General features: G+C 69.4%; 15 protein-coding genes and 1 pseudogene. 6 read left to right on the plus strand and 10 right to left on the minus strand.

All coding sequences use genetic code 11. The features are described 5' to 3' along the window. Nucleotides 1-87: 87 nt before the first annotated feature. Complete coding sequence (locus BLT52_RS14505) at nucleotides 88-1,404, plus strand: RsmB/NOP family class I SAM-dependent RNA methyltransferase (protein ID WP_197679056.1); 1,317 nt, start codon at nucleotides 88-90, stop codon at nucleotides 1,402-1,404. A gap of 43 nt (nucleotides 1,405-1,447) precedes the next feature. Here the strand turns inward: BLT52_RS14505 and BLT52_RS14510 are convergent, their stop codons facing one another. Beyond that, nucleotides 1,448-1,756: an SLATT domain-containing protein gene (locus BLT52_RS14510; RefSeq protein WP_197679057.1), complete on the minus strand. Its 309-nt coding sequence runs from the start codon at nucleotides 1,754-1,756 to the stop codon at nucleotides 1,448-1,450. A 128-nt stretch (nucleotides 1,757-1,884) separates the two neighbouring features. On the opposite strand from BLT52_RS14510, the gene BLT52_RS14515 reads away from it, so the two are divergent. The 3 genes and pseudogenes from BLT52_RS14515 to BLT52_RS14525 all read left to right on the plus strand — a co-directional run bounded on the left by BLT52_RS14515 (nucleotide 1,885) and on the right by BLT52_RS14525 (nucleotide 4,714). Beyond that, complete coding sequence (locus BLT52_RS14515; protein ID WP_157677146.1) at nucleotides 1,885-2,664, plus strand: DUF4145 domain-containing protein; 780 nt, start codon at nucleotides 1,885-1,887, stop codon at nucleotides 2,662-2,664. Between the two features lie 118 nt (nucleotides 2,665-2,782). Beyond that, nucleotides 2,783-3,502, plus strand: coding sequence for a DUF3644 domain-containing protein (locus BLT52_RS14520; protein ID WP_090594566.1), 720 nt, complete (start codon nucleotides 2,783-2,785; stop codon nucleotides 3,500-3,502). Between the two features lie 50 nt (nucleotides 3,503-3,552). Then, nucleotides 3,553-4,714: pseudogene (locus BLT52_RS14525) on the plus strand (IS3 family transposase). A 13-nt stretch (nucleotides 4,715-4,727) separates the two neighbouring features. Here the strand turns inward: BLT52_RS14525 and BLT52_RS20900 are convergent. From BLT52_RS20900 to BLT52_RS14540, 4 genes are all read right to left on the minus strand, one after another. Further along, nucleotides 4,728-4,895 carry a hypothetical protein gene (locus BLT52_RS20900; RefSeq protein WP_157677147.1) on the minus strand — a complete coding sequence of 56 codons (168 nt, stop codon included), beginning with the start codon at nucleotides 4,893-4,895 and terminating at the stop codon, nucleotides 4,728-4,730. Between the two features lie 91 nt (nucleotides 4,896-4,986). Continuing rightward, complete coding sequence (locus BLT52_RS21840) at nucleotides 4,987-5,157, minus strand: LacI family DNA-binding transcriptional regulator (RefSeq protein WP_090594567.1); 171 nt, start codon at nucleotides 5,155-5,157, stop codon at nucleotides 4,987-4,989. A 1,056-nt stretch (nucleotides 5,158-6,213) separates the two neighbouring features. Further along, nucleotides 6,214-7,602 (minus strand): SMODS domain-containing nucleotidyltransferase, encoded by a 1,389-nt coding sequence (locus BLT52_RS14535; protein WP_090594569.1) that lies wholly within the window; start codon nucleotides 7,600-7,602, stop codon nucleotides 6,214-6,216. 6 nt (nucleotides 7,603-7,608) lie between these two features. Continuing rightward, entirely contained in the window at nucleotides 7,609-8,751 is a 1,143-nt protein-coding gene (locus BLT52_RS14540) for an HNH endonuclease (protein ID WP_090594570.1), read from the minus strand. A 712-nt stretch (nucleotides 8,752-9,463) separates the two neighbouring features. On the opposite strand from BLT52_RS14540, the gene BLT52_RS14550 reads away from it, so the two are divergent. Further along, entirely contained in the window at nucleotides 9,464-10,129 is a 666-nt protein-coding gene (locus tag BLT52_RS14550) for an SDR family oxidoreductase (RefSeq protein ID WP_090594573.1), read from the plus strand. Here BLT52_RS14550 and BLT52_RS14555 read toward each other — a convergent pair. Beyond that, nucleotides 10,126-10,860, minus strand: a complete 735-nt coding sequence (locus BLT52_RS14555) for a HEAT repeat domain-containing protein (protein ID WP_197679058.1) — start codon at nucleotides 10,858-10,860, stop codon at nucleotides 10,126-10,128. The two genes, BLT52_RS14550 and BLT52_RS14555, sit on opposite strands and share 4 nt — an antisense overlap. A 119-nt stretch (nucleotides 10,861-10,979) precedes the next feature. On the opposite strand from BLT52_RS14555, the gene rpe reads away from it, so the two are divergent. Beyond that, on the plus strand, nucleotides 10,980-11,633 hold the full coding sequence (rpe, locus tag BLT52_RS14560; RefSeq protein WP_090594575.1) for a ribulose-phosphate 3-epimerase: 654 nt from the start codon (nucleotides 10,980-10,982) through the stop codon (nucleotides 11,631-11,633). Between the two features lie 25 nt (nucleotides 11,634-11,658). On the opposite strand, the gene BLT52_RS14565 is transcribed toward rpe, so the two are convergent. From BLT52_RS14565 to BLT52_RS21735, 4 genes are all read right to left on the minus strand, one after another. After that, nucleotides 11,659-14,211 (minus strand): alkaline phosphatase D family protein, encoded by a 2,553-nt coding sequence (locus BLT52_RS14565; RefSeq protein WP_090594576.1) that lies wholly within the window; start codon nucleotides 14,209-14,211, stop codon nucleotides 11,659-11,661. Between the two features lie 196 nt (nucleotides 14,212-14,407). After that, nucleotides 14,408-14,884, minus strand: a complete 477-nt coding sequence (locus BLT52_RS14570; protein WP_090594578.1) for an OsmC family protein — start codon at nucleotides 14,882-14,884, stop codon at nucleotides 14,408-14,410. Nucleotides 14,885-14,886: 2 nt separating this feature from the next. Further along, on the minus strand, nucleotides 14,887-15,729 hold the full coding sequence (locus tag BLT52_RS14575; RefSeq protein WP_090594579.1) for a PAC2 family protein: 843 nt from the start codon (nucleotides 15,727-15,729) through the stop codon (nucleotides 14,887-14,889). Nucleotides 15,730-15,784: 55 nt separating this feature from the next. After that, nucleotides 15,785-17,143 (minus strand): FUSC family protein, encoded by a 1,359-nt coding sequence (locus BLT52_RS21735; RefSeq protein WP_269457559.1) that lies wholly within the window; start codon nucleotides 17,141-17,143, stop codon nucleotides 15,785-15,787. Nucleotides 17,144-17,226: the final 83 nt, after the last annotated feature.

The raw sequence follows: 17,226 nt of genomic DNA on the forward strand, positions 1-17,226 counted from the left end.
GCACGCCCTCGGCGGAGCTCCGCACCACGAGGAGGCTCCACCGGCCGCGGAGGGCCCCGAGGTGGCGAGTCGCCGCGCCGGCCCACGGTGGACGCCGCCCGTCGGGTGGCCTACGACGCCCTGCGCGCGGTCCACGCCGACGACGCCTACGCCAACCTGGTGCTGCCGGAGATGCTGTCCCGCCGGCACGTCCGCGGGGTGGACGCGGCGTTCGCCACCGAGCTGCTGCACGGCACCTGCCGGGCCGAGGGCACCTACGACCGCATCATCGAGGCCGCCGCCGGACGATCGCTGAGCAGCCTCCAGCCAGCGGTGGTCGACGTGCTCCGGCTCGGGACCCACCAGCTGCTCCAGATGGACGTCCCGGCCCACGCCGCGGTCGCCACCTCGGTGGAGCTGGGACGTGCGGCGATCGGCGAGCGGGTGTCCGGGGTGCTCAACGCCGTGCTCCGCAAGGTCGGCGCGAAGGACTGGGACGGCTGGCTCGAGCAGCTGGGTACGGGCCTGGCCCCGGACGAGCGTCTGGCCCTGACCACCGCGCACCCGCTCTGGGTCGTGCACGCCTTCACCGAGCTGCTGGGCGACGAGGCACCAGAGGCGCTGGCCGCCGACAACGCCGCGCCCCGGACCAGCCTGGTCTCACGACCCGGGCTGGGCACCGAGGACGAGCTGCGCGCCGCCGGGGCGGAGCCCACCGGCCTCTCCCCGTACGGCTGGCGCTGGACCGGCAACCCCGGCGACCTGGCCGCGGTCCGTGACGGCCGGGCCGGCGTCCAGGACGAGGGATCGCAGCTGGTCGCCGCCGCCCTGGCCCGCGTCGACGCGCCCGCCGGACCGTGGCTGGACCTCTGCGCCGGACCGGGCGGCAAGTCCGCCCTGCTGGGTGCGCTGGCCGCGGAGCAGGGGAGTCACCTGGTGGCCTCCGAGCTCCAGCCGCACCGGTCCCGGCTGGTCCGCCAGGCCGTCCGCGCGCTGCCCGAGCCGGTGACGGTGCTGACCGCCGACGGCACCCGCCCGGCGTGGCAGCCCGGGTCCTTCGCCCGTGTCCTGGTCGACGCCCCCTGCACCGGGCTGGGTGCGCTGCGCCGTCGTCCCGAGGCGCGCTGGCGACGCCGCGCTGAGGACGTCGAGGAGCTGCACGGTCTGCAGCAGGCACTGCTCCGGAACGCCCTGGACAGCACCGCCCCCGGTGGGGTGACCGCCTACGTCACGTGCTCCCCGCACCGCCGGGAGACCCTCGACGTGGTGGCCGAGGTGCTGGCCGGGCGCGACGACGTCACGGTGGTGCCCGCTGCCGGGCTGCTCCCCGAGGTCCGCGACGCCGCCCTGGGCGACTACGCCCAGCTGTGGCCGCACCGGCACGGCACCGACGCGATGTTCCTCGCCCTGCTGCGCCGCTCCTGACGTCGACGCCGATCGGTCCGGGTGGTGGCCTGGGTAGGACCGTCTAGATCCCGCCGTCGCGCTCGGCCTGCTCGGCCCTGGCTCGGTCGTACACGGAGTCGGGCACATCAGGAGCACCCTGCTCGATGTCGTCGAGGACCCCCACCAGTGCCTGCAGCTCTGCCAGGAGGTCGGAGGTGGAGGAGCTCGCCGGGTCCTCCGTCTTCAGCAGCAGGACATCCAGGCGCCTCTTCGCCATGGCGTACCTGGCTCCGGCGGAACGGTGTGCGTCTGCGCGGCTCGCGAAGCTGAAGAAGGTCTGCAACGCCGACAGGACAGCAACCGCCACCGAGACTAAGTCTGGTCGATCCACGGCGGAACTCTTTCTCAGCGGCCCAGCTTGGCGAGAGCTGATGATCGGCTACCCCGCAGCCGCGAGATTGGATTCTTCCTTCCCACCCAGCTCCTCCGACACTGCTCGACACACCTACGCTGGTGATCATGTCAGTAGACCGCGCCCTCTCCGAGCTTGCTAAGCCCATCGAAGCAGGCCAGCCATGGCCTCGCCCGTTGTGCCCCAATTGTGGAAGTGGCTACATCGGTTTTGCATCTCCCACCGAAGTTGAAGACTACAGCTCTGTGTTAGGGCGCAGCCATGAAGCGTTCGAACCGGAGTGGGTTTCTGGTATCTTCGTTATTGCAGGTCGGTGCGAGAATATTGACTGCCGGCAAGTCATACATGGCACGGGTGACTACTATGTGGACTACTCCCAGAAAGCGGAGCAAGACGGCTATCCAGGAGTGGCTTACTCCGCGTACTATACCGTGAAGCATTTGCACCCTCCGATGCTGCTGATGCCGATTCCCACGTCGGCCCCGAGCGAAGTCCGAGAGGGCGTACTGCGGGCATCTCGTGTCCTTTTCGTCGATCCCGGCCTAGCCGCAACTGCCTTGCGTGCCACGGTCGAACGGTTCTTGACTGCTGAAGGCATCCCAGGAATGTCAAACGGACAGTTCCGGAGTGCCCACGCGCGGATCGAGGAGTGGCGGGACGCCGACCCCGCTCGTCCATCGGTCGCCGATCTGTTATTTGCAGTCAAGTGGCTTGGGAACGCCGGGACTCATGAAGATTCGAACCTCACCACTATAGAGGTGCTGGATGGCGCCAGAGTGCTTGATGAAGCGTTCCATCGTTTATTTACGGGTCCAGATATCGATGCGCACGCACGGGGTATTATCGCTGCTAAAGGGTCCCCTCCGGCCGCCGGCAGGGTGTCATGAGAACCTTCCAGACTGAGGTGATTGAAGAATGCCGCAGCCCTATGTTTCTTCGCGGCGGCTCGTCGCAAACTCACTTCCGGCGATGCTGTCAGCAGTTGAGGTATAAAACAAGCCGCGGATGGAATACCGCGACGAGGTCACTGCGGTTCTCGTCGTCAACGCTTGGGAGCTCGCGCTGAAGGCGGCCCTGCGGCAGGCGGGCAGGCGCATCCTTTACCCCAAGAAGCGCAACGAGCCCTACCGGACTCTGGCGGCTGAGGATGCGCTCAAGCAGGTGGTCATCCACAAGCTCTTTCCGACGGGCGTCGATGGCACTGCCTTGGCGGCGAACGTCACGGCTCTCGTCGGGTACCGCAACCGCGCAGTACACCTCTACGCCGCCGATTTGGGCGAGATGGTCTACCCCTTTTTGCAGACTAGCGTCCTCAACTACCGGGACTTCATGCTTGACCGCTGCAACAAAGACCTGGCCGACTCGATTACTTGGCAACTTCTCCCCCTCGGCGCGAAGGCGCCAACGGAGCCGATCCAGTTCAAGAAGACCCAACCTGCCACTTCGGCCGCGCTCGAGGTCCTCGATTTCATCGAGGGCTTACGCAACCTGCTCGACGAAGCCCAAGCTGCTGGCGCTGACATGCAGCGCGTCGCGGCCGTCTACGACGTGCACCTGAACTCGGCCAAGGCCGTAACGCGGGCCGACCTTGTGGTGTCCGTGGCACAGGAGGGTGAGCGAGTGATGGTGAAGAAGACCGACCCGAATCAGATGCACCCCTACACGGTGACCAAGTTGCTCGAGCGGGTGAACGCCAAGCGTGCGGGGGGACTGCTGCACCAATAGGTGACATCTGATCTGTGGTGCCAGAGGGCACCGCTGGAAGGATGTGCACCGTGCCCAGACCACACCCCAAGGAGTTCCGCGACGACGTCGTGGCCGTGGCCCGCCGCGGGGAAGCCCCGGTTGCTCAGATCGCAAAGGACTTCGGCATCAGCGAGTCCTGCCTGCGGAACTGGCTCGCGCGAGCCGATGTCGAAGAGGGCCGCCGCCCCGGCGTGACAGCCACCGACTCCGCGGAGCTGAAGGAGCTCCGACGGCGGAACCGGTTGCTGGAGCAGGAGAACGAGGTCCTGCGCCGTGCCGCGGCCTACCTGTCCCAGGCGAACCTGCCGGGAAAATGATGTACCCGCTCGTCCGTGAGCTGGCCGAGGACGGGATCCCCGTCACGGTGACGTGCCGGGTCCTCAAGGTCGCCAGACAGCCCTACTACCGCTGGCTGGTTGCGCCGGTCAAGGTCCGCGAGCTCGATCAGGCGCACCTGGCGAACGCCCTGTTCGACGCCCACCGTGACGATCCAGAGTTCGGTCACCGACTGCTGGGTGACGAGGCTCGCGGAGCCGGTCACCAGGGCTGTGACCGGACGATGTGGCGGCTCTCTGCCGACAACGGCTGGTGGAGCGTGTTCGGGAAGAAGCGCAGCACGAACGGGAAGAAGCCCGGACCGCCGGCCCACGACGATCTGGCCCAACGCGAGTTCACCGCGACCGCGCCGAACCGACTGTGGTTGACCGACATCACCGAGCACCCCACGGGCGAGGGCAAGCTCTACCTCTGCGCGATCAAGGACGTGTTCTCGGGCCGGATCGTCGGCTACTCCATTAGCAGCCGGATGAAGTCCCAGCTGGCCGTGAACGCCCTCGCCTCCGCGGTCGCACGCCGCGGCAGCGACATCGCTGGCTGCTGGTCCACTCCGACCGCGGATCGCAGTTCCGCTCCAGGAAGTTCCTCACCGAGCTGCGCCACCATGACCTGGTCGGGTCGATGGGCCAGGTCGCCTCCGCCGGGGACAACGCCGCCATGGAAAGCTTCTTCGCCCTGCTGCAGAACAACGTGCTCGACAGACGCCGCTGGGCCACCCGAACAGAGCTCCGCCTGGCGATCATCGGCTGGATCGAACGGACCTACCACCGCCGGCGACGACAAGCCCGCCTCGGTCGACTGACCCCGATCGAGTACGAGACCATCATGACCACTCAGGTCGCACTCGCCGCCTGAGAACCACTGTCACCTATCGGTGCAGCAGACCCCTGCTGGTGACGGTGGACGTGAACAGCTCCTCCGGTGGAGCGATGAAGAGTCGGCCATCGACCAACGTGGCGATGTCCTGCGGGTTGGGTGCGTGGGTGTCTTCGTCGAAGAAGGCCACCACCGTGTGCAGCCCGGCATCCCTGAGCATCCGTGAGCAGGTACGGATCAAGCTGGGCCACTCCGCACAAGACTCACTCCATACCCCCACTCCGACGAGCCGGGTTCTCGCGCCAGTCAGGTTACGGGCCGCGGCGTTGGGCTGGAAGCCGACCTCCGCGATGACCTGCTGAATTCCGGGCACGGGTGCCCGCGGCGATGTGCGGGTCGTTGTTCAGAGCTCGAGAGACCGTCTGGTACGACACCCCGGCTTGGCGAGCCACGTCTCGAATCGTTGCTACTCCGCCCCCCATGACGCAACTATGGACCGTCAGGGGTCGAGTCGCTATAGCCCGCCCCACCTCGACTAAGAGTGAGATGGCATCGTCACGATGGACGAGTCCAGCAGCTGGACCATGACCTGGGACGAGAACGACCCAAGCGGCGCTCAGGACCAGCGACTGGACCTAGATCTGCCGGCGGGCACCATGCTGCTAGCTGAAGTGTGGGGCGAGCCGCACCCAGGCACTCGAGCGAATCCTCGGATCAACGTGCTGTGCGTAAGGAGCGAGACGGAGGTGGTCGTGCGCTCACCCACAGGGTGGCTGTGGTGGGGAAGCAGTCCTGTCGGCGGACAACTGCAACGGGTTGCAGCCGGGAAGGCCTTGGGTCCTACGGGCCTGCTGCCGTTGGATCGAGCTGGTGAGGCCCTAGCCATGATGGATGGCCTGCACCTAGTGGGGTGGGTGTCATCGCATCGTTTCCACGTCGACGGGAACCAAATCTCGGGCGATTCTGAGAACTACGGTCGGTTTCTGGGGCACCGTGCACGAGACCATGCGATTCGTACAGCGGGTTCACGTAGCAGACCGCACCCGCGTACTGCTTGAGACGCTTCGATGGCGGATCGTGGACATCGATCCCCGCTTCTTGGAGATCGGGTTAGAGCCTAGCTATCAGCCAGAAGAGCTTGAAGCCCTGCTCGGCTAGGACACTCCACCAGCAACGAACTCACACCACCACCGAAATCGCCGAGCTGTTCAGCGTCGCCAGATTCGAGGTCTACAGCGCCATCGGGCGAGCAGGAGCATCTACCCTCGACTCCCACGTGGTGCGTTGACCGGTTGAGACCGCCATCGTTTTCGAGCAGGTGCCGAAGCCGTCGTACACGCTGCCCAGGAGACGTACGAAACCCCCGCTCATTGCTTGAGGTGACCGAAAGCACTGGTCTCTGCGAATTTCGAGCGGACGGCACCGACACAACGACCGGTCCACATGGGCAAAGCGCTCCTGGGGCACACCCCGCCCCCCCCCTAATCCCGCGTTGCACTGAAGGCAGGCTGCTCAATATCTGCCTGACGCGACAGAGGTCAGACGATCTTCACCTCGTGGTGATCGCTCGCGACCACGACGCCGTTCCTCACCACGTACGCCTCGACGTAATGAATGCCGCGGTAGCTGGTGCTCTCGCGGTGCTGATTGCGGGTGACGTTGCCGCCAGTGCGGATTTCGCCACGCAGTTGCCCGACGCGTTCGGCTTCGACGCCGCGGTTTCGGACCTTCCACAAAACCTCGTAAGGCTCAGGAGCGTCGGTCTTGAGGTGGAAGATGACGGAGCGGCTCACCCCAACGACCCGGCTCCGGCGGAGTAAGGCACTTCGACGAGAGCCAGGGACTCTGGCGTCGATCTGCGCGGTGTAGCGGAGCTGTACGTCGCGGTACTTGTTGGTGATGAACTCTTCGTGCGGGGCGACGTCGTTATGCGCGGATGCGTGCTCGAGAGTCTTACCAGACAAACTGGCGACGATGTTCTCGGTGACCAATGCGGTGCGGGCCTCGGTGACCGCGCTGGCAGCGAACTCGGGACCGAACATCTTCTGCCACGTTTTGAGTGCCGCGGCATCGTCATCCCCCTGGAGGTCGTAGGCCTCGCGCGCGATGGTGGCGTAGTCCGAGACCTTCTTCTTGAACGTGGAGTACTTGTCCTCATCCCATCGGTGGTTGAAGCTCAGCCCCGGGCAGCTTGGGTCGTCAAGCAGGGGCATGGTCGGATGCCCCGCGAGCCAGAGGTCGAGGGCTTCCAGTAGGTTCACCAAAGCAGTAGGGATGTCGGCGTACTCCGTGTCTGCGTTCCACCACTGCACACGGGTGCCGAGCATCACGGTCAGGATGACCGACGGGCAGGAGAAGGTGTTTTTGTAGTCGCGCAACCACTTGAACAGGCGGATGACCCGACGCAGCTCGCCGTCGGTGACGTCGTCGCGTTCCTTCATCCAGTCGGCAAAACCGACCGGATTGGTGTCCTCGAAATCGTTGTCGGCGTAGTAAACAATCACCTCGCGGCCGTCGTCGAGGGTGATGGACGGGACAACGTCGACGTGGCAGTCGTTGGCGTACTGGATGCGAACGCATCGGTTCTTCCGGACAACCTTGTCTTTGTAGGTGGTGTTGCGCTTGAACGCGGCACGCACCTGCTGCAGGTAAGTCTTCGGATCTTCGGTCCAGTCCAGGTTCTGCTCGAGATGAAGAAGGATGTCGGCGTCGAACTCGTCATAGGAGCTGACCGGGTTGATGATCGTCTCGTGTGCCCAAGACCCCTGCGGTGTGTGCTCCTTATACATGTGTCCGACTGTGGCGTCCTTCTTAAACGCATCGGTGATGGCGGTGACGCGGCCGTCGAGCTGGGTCAACTTGTAGGGCTTGAGGTTGACAGTGCTAGTGAGGAACGCGTGGAAGTGTGCGTCGAAGTCGACAGTCATAGGGACTCAGATCTCCAAGGCTCGTCGGTAGCCGTCGTTGGTGCGGTCGTAGGTGACTACGACCGGTCGCAGTCCCACAGACTTCAGGCATAAGCCGAATGAGACAGCGGGTGAGAGCGGCAGCGCCCCGAACACGTGGAGCTGCTTGATGCCTTTGTGGCTGACCTCCAAAGCGGTGAAGAAGGACCTGGCCTCTGCCAGGAATAGGTCCACGTCGGCAGGGCTCTTGCACGCGTCCTCACCGGGGATACCCACGTCAAGGGTCCAGGTTGGCAGTTCAGCGAGTTCGGCAGGGAGGTCGGCCAGCGGGGTCGTGCCAGAGACGTTGGTGATCAAGACGCCATTCGTCGCGCCCGGGTCGCCGTCTTGCGCAACGCTCACCGCGAAGCGCGCCGTCGGCTCCGCGCTGGGCCACATCCACGACGACGTGGAGCGGTGGCGCTGGTACACGTCGACCGGGATCCCGTCGTCGAGTTTTGCTCCTAAGTAGATCAGCAGCGGAAGGCGAGCGAGGCCGAAAACACTGAGGTGCGTGATGTCACCGGAGCGAATGCCAGGAGCAATGCGGGCGTCGACAGCCTGGTCGATCTTCGCCCTGGCCGTCGTGTAGTACGCGTCCGTTATCGGGTCCTCGCCCGGCAGGTCTTGGAGGTCGATCTCAACGCCTTGGCGGTCGTACGACTCCACGAATCGTGGGAAGCGACCGGTGCACCGGATGACCGCCTCGGCGGCAGCGTCGCGAGGCAGTTCCATCACGCGGCCGCGGATGTCGCCGGCCATCCGGACGATGGCGGTTCTGCGGTCCTTGAGGAGCCCGGTCTGCTGCTTGATGTCGGCCTCGTGTTCGCGCTTCTTCCTGCGCAGGAACTCAACGTCGAGCAGGCCGGCGACCTTCTGCTTGTCGATCTCGTTGTGACACAAGGAACAGGCGAGCATTAGGTTGTCGATCTCGTCGCGCTCCGACACCGGAAGCTCGTGCAATCCGCGCGCTGACTTCTCGGAGTCGACTCGACCGACGATGTGCGCGCCCTCTCCGAGCGGCACCTCCTTGGCGCTGAGGTCACCTTCGAGGAGGTAGCCCTTACATAGGGTGCAGCGGCCGCCGGCGCGCACCCACAGGATGCGGCGGTCGGTGTCGGTGAGGCTCATCGAGGCTGACCTGGTCGGCAGAAGGGGGTAGCAAGTTCGAGGTCGTGCATGGATGCTCCTGAAAATAGGGTCAGGCCTGCAGGGCCTGTGCGATGTGGCCCTGCTCAAGTGTGGCGGTCCCCACAGACAGGTCACCCCCACACCACCCCCGCCCGAGTCGTCCCTGTGGCCTCCGCGGCAGCGGAGGCTTCTGGTTCAGGACGGGGCCCCCACACCTTGCCGAGCCGTCCCTGTGGCTCCGCGGCAGCGGAGGCTTCTGGACTACCAGCCCGCGGAGCGGGCCGGTGACGACGACGACGAGTGTGCCCGGCGAGGCAGCTACCGAGGCGAAGATCGCGGTGCTCACGACCGCCGAGAGACGCACAGCGGGGACCCCGACCGCAACGTGCCTCGCCGCCAGCCTCTTGCCCGCGAGGTACTGGGCGCGCGAGGCCCGGTGAGCCCGCACCTGGTAGTACTCGACCCTCACCCGCAGACGATCAGCGGGTCCGGGCCCGGCACCGCGGTCGCTCATCGTCCGCACCTCTCCGCGTCACCACCTTCGGCCCATGAGGGCGACCACCGACCTGGCGCCCGCGCATCACAGTATGGCCTCGCCTCCCCGGTGGCCACTGTGAGAAGCTGGTGCTCCCGCGCCTGCTCGCCAGGGCGGCCATCATCCGGTCGAGGGTCGCCCATCGCGACCTTGGCTCGGTGGGGTAGGCATGGAGGTATGACTCGTATCGCCGTCGTCGGGGGCCATGGTGCCGTGGCCCGACTGCTCCACCCGCTGCTCGTCGCCGCCGGGCACACCCCGGTCGCCCTGGTCCGACGTGAGGAGCAGGCCGATGCCGTGGCTGCCCTCGGCGCCGAGGCCCGGATGCTCGACATCGAGGCCGCCGACGCCGCCACCTTCGCCGCCGCCTTCGAGGGCTGCGAGGCCGTGGTGTTCGCCGCCGGTGGTGGCCCGGACGGGAACACCGAGCGCAAGCGCACCGTCGACCTGGAGGGCTCGACCAAGTCGATCGAAGGCGCCCGTCTGGCCGGGATCCGTCGTTTCGTCCAGGTCTCGGCGATGGGTGTCGACGAGCCCGTCGGCGACGACACGTCCCCGGTGTGGCAGGCCTACGTGGAGGCCAAGCGCGACGCCGACGCCGCGCTGCGGGCCAGCGACCTGGACTGGACGGTCGTCCGTCCCGGCGGTCTGACCGACGACGAGCCCACCGGGCTGGTCGAGGTGGGCGCCACCGTGTCGCGGGGCAGCATCCCGCGGGCCGACGTCGCCGCCGTGGTCGCCGCCTGCATCGACGACCCCAGCACCGTCGGTGCGCAGTTCGAGCTGGTCAGCGGCGACGTGCCGGTCGGCGAGGCGATCGCCGCGGCGCCGCACCCCGCCTAGTCCGGCTGCACCTCCGGCGACCTGCCCCCGGGGTGCTCCGTCGGCTGCAGCTCGGCCGCGGGCAGGGGGACGTCCAGGCCGGCGGCGACCCGCTGGGCCTCGGCCACCACCACCGCCACGTCGAAGTCCTGCTCGGGGTGGGACAGCAGCCGCTCGGTGACGACGGCGTGCGTGGCCACGGCGGGGTCGGGGTCGGAGGCGCTGACCCGGAGGGGTGCAGCGGCCGCGTCGCCCAGGGCGGCGAGGGCCTGGCTGAGGCTCCGGTGGGTCCACTCGTCCCCGCGGCCGAGCTGGCTGCAGAGGTCCTCGGCCAGCTGCTCGTGCTCGCCGGCGGGCACGAGGCGGACCGCGACCCGCCAGGCGGTGCGCGCCACCTCGGGGTCGGGGTCGCGGAGGAGGGCGGGGGTGATCACCGACCAGCCGCGGGAGTCCCCCACCTTGGACAGCGTGTGCAGCGCCTGGCTCTGCGCCTGCGAACTCCCTGCGACCGCTTCCCGCAGCAGGCGGGGGACCGTCAGCGACGTGTCGTGGCAGGTGAGGGCCCAGGTGAGCGTGTCCCGCACGAACAGGTCCGGCTCGACCGCGCAGCGCTCGATCAGGACGTCCACGAAGGACGGGTGGGGTCGGGTGCCGGCGAGCAGCGCGGTCTGCAGCCGGGCCGGGGTGGTCCCGTCCTGCAGGGCCGCCCGCAGTCGCGTGGCGTCGGTGCTGCCGGGGTGCGTCGTCGACATGGTGAACCTCCTGGGTCGAGCCAACACGCCCACAGCGCTGGGAGGCCCACGTCCATTCCCGGACGGCAGGTGGGCGGTCGCAGGGAGACGACGGTTCCCGCCTCGGTAGAGTCCCGGGCGTGGGTATCCGCATCACGCCGTCCATCCTCAACGCCGACTTCGCGCACCTCGCCGACGAGGTCGCGCGCATCCCCAGCGCCGACGGGATCCACGTCGACGTGATGGACAACCACTTCGTCCCCAACCTCACCCTGGGCCTGCCGGTGGTCGAGTCGCTGCGGAGGAGCACCGACAAGCTGCTCGACATCCACCTGATGATCGCCGAGGCCGACCGCTGGGCCCCCGCCTACGCCGAGGCCGGAGCGGAGTCGGTCACCTTCCACGTCGAGGCCGCGGCCGCACCGATCCGGCTGGCCCGCGAGCTCCGGTCCCGCGGGGCCCGGGCGTCCATGGCCCTCAAGCCGGCCACCCCGATCGAGCCCTACGCCGACCTCCTCGGCGAGCTCGACATGGTGCTGCTGATGACCGTCGAGCCCGGCTTCGGCGGCCAGAAGTTCCTGGACCTGGTGCTGCCCAAGATCCAGCGGACCCGCGCCCTGGTGGAGAAGACCGGTCAGGACATCTGGATCCAGGTCGACGGCGGCATCTCCGAGTCCACCATCGAGCGCTGCATCGACGCCGGGGCCGACACCTTCGTCGCCGGCTCGGCGGTCTTCGGCGCCGACGACCCCGACGCCATGGTGCGCGCCCTGCGCGATCGCGGCGACCGCTGAGCAGGCAGGACGCGCACCCCGCGGCTCAGGCCTCCGCGAGCACCTGCCACGGGTCGGCGCCCAGTGCCGTCCGTACCGTCAGCCGCCGCACCAGCTCGAAGGAACCGCCCGCGGCGATGGTCACCTGCCGCCGGGACATGATCCAGTTGCTGTTGCCGTAGCAGTCGAAACCGCCCTGCTCGTACACCAGCCCGTAGACCTGGCGGTCCGTGCCGGTCATCCCCATCCACGGCGCCGTCGGGACGTACACCGCTGGCGAGCCGTAGGGGGTGGTGATGGTGCCGTGCCCCGGCACGCCGCTGCGCTGACCGGCGCCGTCGTAGTCGATGGCGTCGCCCACCCACAGGGTGACGGGCGAGGTGCCGGCGTTGCGGAAGGTGCTGGTCACCTCGACGTCCTTCGAGCCCGCCGCCAGCCGGTAGGTGGTGCGCACCGACACCTGCTCCACGCCGACCACCACCCCGACGGTGCTGACCTCGGCCACGTCACCGGAACCGCCGACCTGCACCTCGCTGCTCCGCACCGTCCGGGACTGCCAGGCCTCGGTGCCGGTGGGCTGGGCCACCTGGGCGTAGGGGAGGTTGATCCAGTCGATCTGGTCCTGCCCGCCACGAGCGGCCAGGTCCAGCGGCTTGCCGATGGTGGTCGGCGTCATCTGGCCGTCCTGGGTGACGACCGAGACCGCCAGCGCCAGCTCGCCGTTCTCCAGCACGACGTCGCGGACGCCTGCCTCGCGCCGCGGACCGGGCACCAGGACCTCGGTGCCGGCCCGGGCCCCGGTCAGCCGGGTCAGCGTGGCGTCCACCGTGGCCGAGCCGGACCCGTCGACGGTCAGCGTCCGCGACACGCCCTCGTAGCCGACCGCCCGCACCTGCACGGTCACCTCGCCCTCGGGCACGAACAGCACCCAGCGGCCGTCGGGGTCGGTGAAGGTGGTGGCGACCTGGCTGCCGTCGCGGGTGACCGCCACCTCCGCCTGCCCGACCGGTGCACCGGCGTCGTCGGTCACCCGCCCGGTGAGGCCGTCCCCGGTGTCCACCCGGACCGCGCCGGGGGTCCCCTCGGCGACGTCGAAGACGCCGATCGTGTAGGCGGGGGAGTCCGCGTCGCGGGCGTCCAGCACGATCCGGTAGGTGGAGCGCCAGCGCTCCGGCGTCACCTGGCACATCACGTAGCCGCGGTAGCTGCCGTTGTAGAAGCGGACGTGCGGGTTGGCCGGCAGCCCGAGCCGCACGTCGGCGTCCCAGCCGGCGCCGGAGGAGATCGAGGTGCCGACGAACTCGGTGGCCAGCACCGCCGAGGTGGGGTCGTCGAAGTCGGCCAGCAGGTCGTTGACCCAGGAGGTGTGCCAGTCACCGCTGAGCACGACCGGGTTGCGGACGTCCTGCTGGGCCAGGTGGCCGAGGATGCGGGAGCGGGCGGCGGGGTAGCCGTCCCACTGGTCGAGGTTGACCACCTTGTCCGGGCCGAGGTCGTAGTCGAACTGGGCCATGATCGTCTGCTGCGCGATCACGTTCCAGGTGGCCCGCGAGGCGCTCAGCCCGTCCAGCAGCCAACGCTCCTGCTCCGGCCCGGTCAGGGTCGCGGCGGGGTCGTCCACCTCCGCGCACGGCACCCGGCGGCCGTCACCGCAGGGCTGGTCGGTGCGGTACTGGCGGGTGTCGAGGACGCTGAAGCTGGCGAGCCGGCCGACGTCGAAGCGGCGGTACAGCAGCATGTCCGGGCCCTCGGGCTCCGAGGCCGCCCGCAGCGGCAGGTGCTCGAAGTAGGCCTGGTAGGCGCCGGCCCGGCGCTCGAGGAACGGACGTCCGTCACCGGCGGCACCGGGGACGTCGTCGGCGTAGTTGTTCTGGACCTCGTGGTCGTCCCAGGTGGTGATGAAGGGGAACCGGGCGTGCGCCTCGCGCAGGTCCGGGGAGGTCTTGTAGAGGGCGTGCAGACGGCGGAACTCCGCCAGGCTGCCCAGGCTGGTCTCGTAGATGTAGTCGCCCAGGTGCACCACGAAGTCGAGGTCCTGCTCGGCCAGGTCGCGCCACGCCGGGTAGGGCCCGCCCTGCCAGGCCTGGCAGGAGGCGAAGGCGAAGGTGAGCTCGTCGACCCGCCGGCCGGGAGCAGGGAGGGTGCGGGTGCGACCGGTGCGGCTGGAGACCTGCTGACCGTCCAGCTCCACGCTGAACCGGTACCAGTGCCAGCTGTCGGGTCGCAGCCGGGTCGCGGTGATGTGCACGGTGTGGGCGCTGGTGGCGTCGGTGCTCACCGTGCCGCTCTGCCGACCGGTCCGGAAGTCCTCGTCCCGGGCGATCTCCCAGCGGACCCGCACCGCCCGGTCGGGCATCCCGCCGTCCTCGGCGAAGGGGTCCGGCACCACGCGCGTCCACAGCACCACCGAATCGTGAGCCGGGTCGCCGGAGGCCACCCCCAGGGTGAAGGGGGTGGGGTCGAGCTCGGCGGTGGCGGCTGCGGCCGAGGCGGCCTGGAGCAGCTCGGCGCCGGTGAGGGCGGCCACCGTCCCCACGCCGGCGAGGGCGAGGAAACGACGACGGTCGAGATCGGGGACGCTGACGCGAAGGCCGGGCATGGCACCACCTGGGGGTAGGAGACGTTACGTGCCCCATGCAGCCCGCTCCGGGTGACCGGCGGGGGAACGGCGCGCGTCCCCCGGCTGCCGATCGCCCCAACGACTGCGGATCGGCCCCGCTCCCGACCGGCCCGAACAGCCGCCGGCCAGCCCGACGACCGCCGACGAGCCGCGGCACCCGGCGGCGGGGACGTCCTCAGCCCTCGGCGACCTCGACCGTCAGCGGTTCGTGCCGGACCGGGAACGCCACGCTGCGGGCGATGAAGCAGAGCTGGTTCGCGCGGTGGTGCAGCGTGTCGAGGTCGGTCCGGTGGCCGGCGGCCACCCGGACGCCGGGGTGGAGCACGGCCTCGGTGAACTCACCGCTGCCGTCGGGGTGGAGCCGCATCGACGCCGTCGCCGCGTCGCGGTAGCCCGTCACCACCACGCCCTCGGTCACGCACACGTGCAGGAAGGAGAGCATGTGGCACTGGCTCAGCGCGGCGAGCAGCAGCAGCTCGGGGTTCCACCGGTCGCGGTCGCCGCGGAAGGTGGGGTCGGCCGAGCCGAGCAGGTCCGGCACGCCCTCGGCCCGCACCACGTGGTCACGGCCGTAGCCCCGGTACCCGGTGGTGCCCGTGCCCCGGTCCCCGGTCCACTCCACCGTGAGGGCGTAGTGGTGGTCCGGGCCCACGCTCACTCCCCGCGGCGACGCAGGTAGCGCTGGAACTCCGCGGCGATGGCGTCCCCGCTGGCCTCGGGCAGCTCGGTCTCGTCCTGCTGGCGCTCCAGGGTGGCGATGTACTCCGCGATCTCGGAGTCCTCGCTGGCCAGCTCGTCCACGCCGCGCTCCCAGGCCCGGCTCAGCTCGGGCAGCTCACGCAGGTCCAGGGAGCGTCCGAGGAAGTCCTCGACCCGGTTCAGCAGGGCCAGCGTCGCCTTCGGGCTGGGCGCGTGGGAGACGTAGTGCGGGACGGCCGCCCAGAGCGAGACCACCGAGATGCCGGCCTCCGCGCAGGCGGCCTGGATCACCCCGGTGATGCCCGTGGGGCCCTCGTAGGTGGACAGCTCCAGACCGAGCTCCTCGGCCTGCTGGATGTCGTTGGCCGTGCCGCTGACGGGGATGGGCCGGGTGTGCGGGGTGTCGGCCAGCAGCGCACCCAGCATCACCACCTGCGGGGAGTCCCAGCTGCGCATCATCGAGACCAGGGTGCGGGCGAACTGGCGCCAGCGCATGTTCGGTTCCGGCCCGGAGATGAGCACCAGGTCGCGGGTGGAGAGGTGGGCCACCTCGATCGAGGTGGTGGGCCAGGCGATCTCCTGCTCGGTCGGCTCGGGGCGCGACACCTGGGGCCGGTTGACCTGGAAGTCGTAGTAGTCGTCCGGGTCCAGCTCGAAGGCCAGCTCGGCGTCGAACTCGTCACCCAGGTGCTCCACCGCCTGGGTGGCCGCGCTCCCGGCGTCGTTCCAGCCGCTGAACGCCATCACGACCAGCGGGTCGCGCAGGTCGCGGAGCTGGATGTAGTGCTGCTCGGACATGCCTCCCACCCTACGCCGGGACGCAGGGTGCCCCGGGAGGTCGGCCCTGCCACCCTCAGACGGTGGGCGGACGTGGACGGCGCCGGCGCCAGTCGCGGTCCAGGCCGCGGACGGTCGGGCGCTCGGGGTGGGGGAGCATGCCGCTGACCAGCGGCGGCAGCCGGGTCCGGCGGCGGTCCTGCTCGTCCTGCCAGACCCGGCGGACCCGGGCCCGCTCCTCCAGGTCGAGCTGGCCCAGCAGGTGGTCCACGGCGGCGAGCACCGAGGCGCGCAGCAGCCAGGAGGACTCGTCGTCGCGGGCGTCGGTGAGGAACAGCTCGGTCAGGATGGCCTTCGTCTCACGCAGCACCTCCAGGCTCTCGGCCAGCGCCCGCTCGCTCTCCTCCTCCTGACCACCCGCCTCGGCCACCACCAGCCGGCCGAAGGCGCGCAGGCAGTCGGCGGCGTCGGACAGCACCACCGCGAACGCCCGGCGCAGCTCCTCCCCGTAGGGGTCGTCGGGACGCTCCTCCGAGGGCGCCTCGGCCAGGATCACCGCGAACAGCGAGCGGGTGGCCAGCAGCGACTGCTCCAGGGTGTCCAGGCCGCTGCTCAGCACGGGCACGACGTCGGTGGTGGCGAAGGCGCGCGGGTTGAAGCGGCGGCTGTCGCGGAGCCGGGCCAGGGTGTCGGCGGCGTCGGCCACCTCGCGGGTGGCCGAGCGGGCCCGGTCCAGGCAGCGCTGCAGGACCAGGCGCGGTGGCGGACCGGTGTCCAGCGCCTCGGCGGCGTCGTCCAGCGGGAGGGCGATCGAGTCCGCCACCCGGACCAGCGCCTGGCCGGCCAGACGCGACGGCATCGACGGCGGGTAGAGCAGGTTGAAGGCGATGCCCACGCCGGCGCCGATCAGGGTGGTGACCACCCGGGTCTCGGCGGCCACGTCGGTGTTGGCGACGCCGAGGATGAGCATGGCGCTGATCGGGGTCTCCAGCGCCTGGTCGCCCAGCCGGAGCACCTTGGCCAGCAGCAGCGCGGCGGCGATGGCCGCGCCGAGGCTCCACCAGGTCAGCCCGATCCAGGTGGAGAGCACCACGGCGATCAGCACCCCGGTGAGCACCGCACCGACGCGGACCAGCCCCATCTTCAGCGTGGAGAAGGCCGAGGCCTGCACGACCAGCAGGGCGGTGAGCGACCCGGTGAGGTCGATGGCGCCGTCGGTGAGGAGCAGGGTCAGCAGGTAGGCCACGACCGCCGCGGAGGTGAGCCGCAGCACCCCCGCGAAGGCGGGCCAGGCGCGGCCCGGGACCTCCAGCAGCATCGCGCGGCGCAGACCCAGCCGGCGGGCGGGGCGGGCCAGCAGCTCGCGGAGCACCCGACGCCGGTCGTCGCGGGCACGCAGGGGCGCGCTCCGGCTGGCGTCGCGATCGGGCTCCACGGACCCAGTCTGGCTGCTCGACCACCCCGGTGTCTGTGCCCGGCACGGACGTGGAGCGGTCGCGAGCAGGTGTCAGGATCCGG

This window comes from Auraticoccus monumenti, assembly GCF_900101785.1.
GTDB lineage: Bacteria > Actinomycetota > Actinomycetes > Propionibacteriales > Propionibacteriaceae > Auraticoccus > Auraticoccus monumenti.

Bases quoted from the DNA above. Each gene is read 5' to 3' on its own strand.
- BLT52_RS20900 (WP_157677147.1), bottom strand. From the start codon at position 4,895: ATGCTCAGGGATGCCGGGCTGCACACGGTGGTGGCCTTCTTCGACGAA.
- BLT52_RS14550 (WP_090594573.1), top strand. From the start codon at position 9,464: ATGACTCGTATCGCCGTCGTCGGGGGCCATGGTGCCGTGGCCCGACTG.
- BLT52_RS14555 (WP_197679058.1), bottom strand. From the start codon at position 10,860: ATGTCGACGACGCACCCCGGCAGCACCGACGCCACGCGACTGCGGGCG.
- BLT52_RS14515 (WP_157677146.1), top strand. From the start codon at position 1,885: ATGTCAGTAGACCGCGCCCTCTCCGAGCTTGCTAAGCCCATCGAAGCA.
- BLT52_RS14565 (WP_090594576.1), bottom strand. From the start codon at position 14,211: ATGCCCGGCCTTCGCGTCAGCGTCCCCGATCTCGACCGTCGTCGTTTC.
- BLT52_RS14540 (WP_090594570.1), bottom strand. From the start codon at position 8,751: ATGAGCCTCACCGACACCGACCGCCGCATCCTGTGGGTGCGCGCCGGC.
- BLT52_RS21840 (WP_090594567.1), bottom strand. From the start codon at position 5,157: ATGGGGGGCGGAGTAGCAACGATTCGAGACGTGGCTCGCCAAGCCGGG.
- BLT52_RS14520 (WP_090594566.1), top strand. From the start codon at position 2,783: ATGGAATACCGCGACGAGGTCACTGCGGTTCTCGTCGTCAACGCTTGG.
- BLT52_RS14575 (WP_090594579.1), bottom strand. From the start codon at position 15,729: ATGTCCGAGCAGCACTACATCCAGCTCCGCGACCTGCGCGACCCGCTG.
- BLT52_RS14535 (WP_090594569.1), bottom strand. From the start codon at position 7,602: ATGACTGTCGACTTCGACGCACACTTCCACGCGTTCCTCACTAGCACT.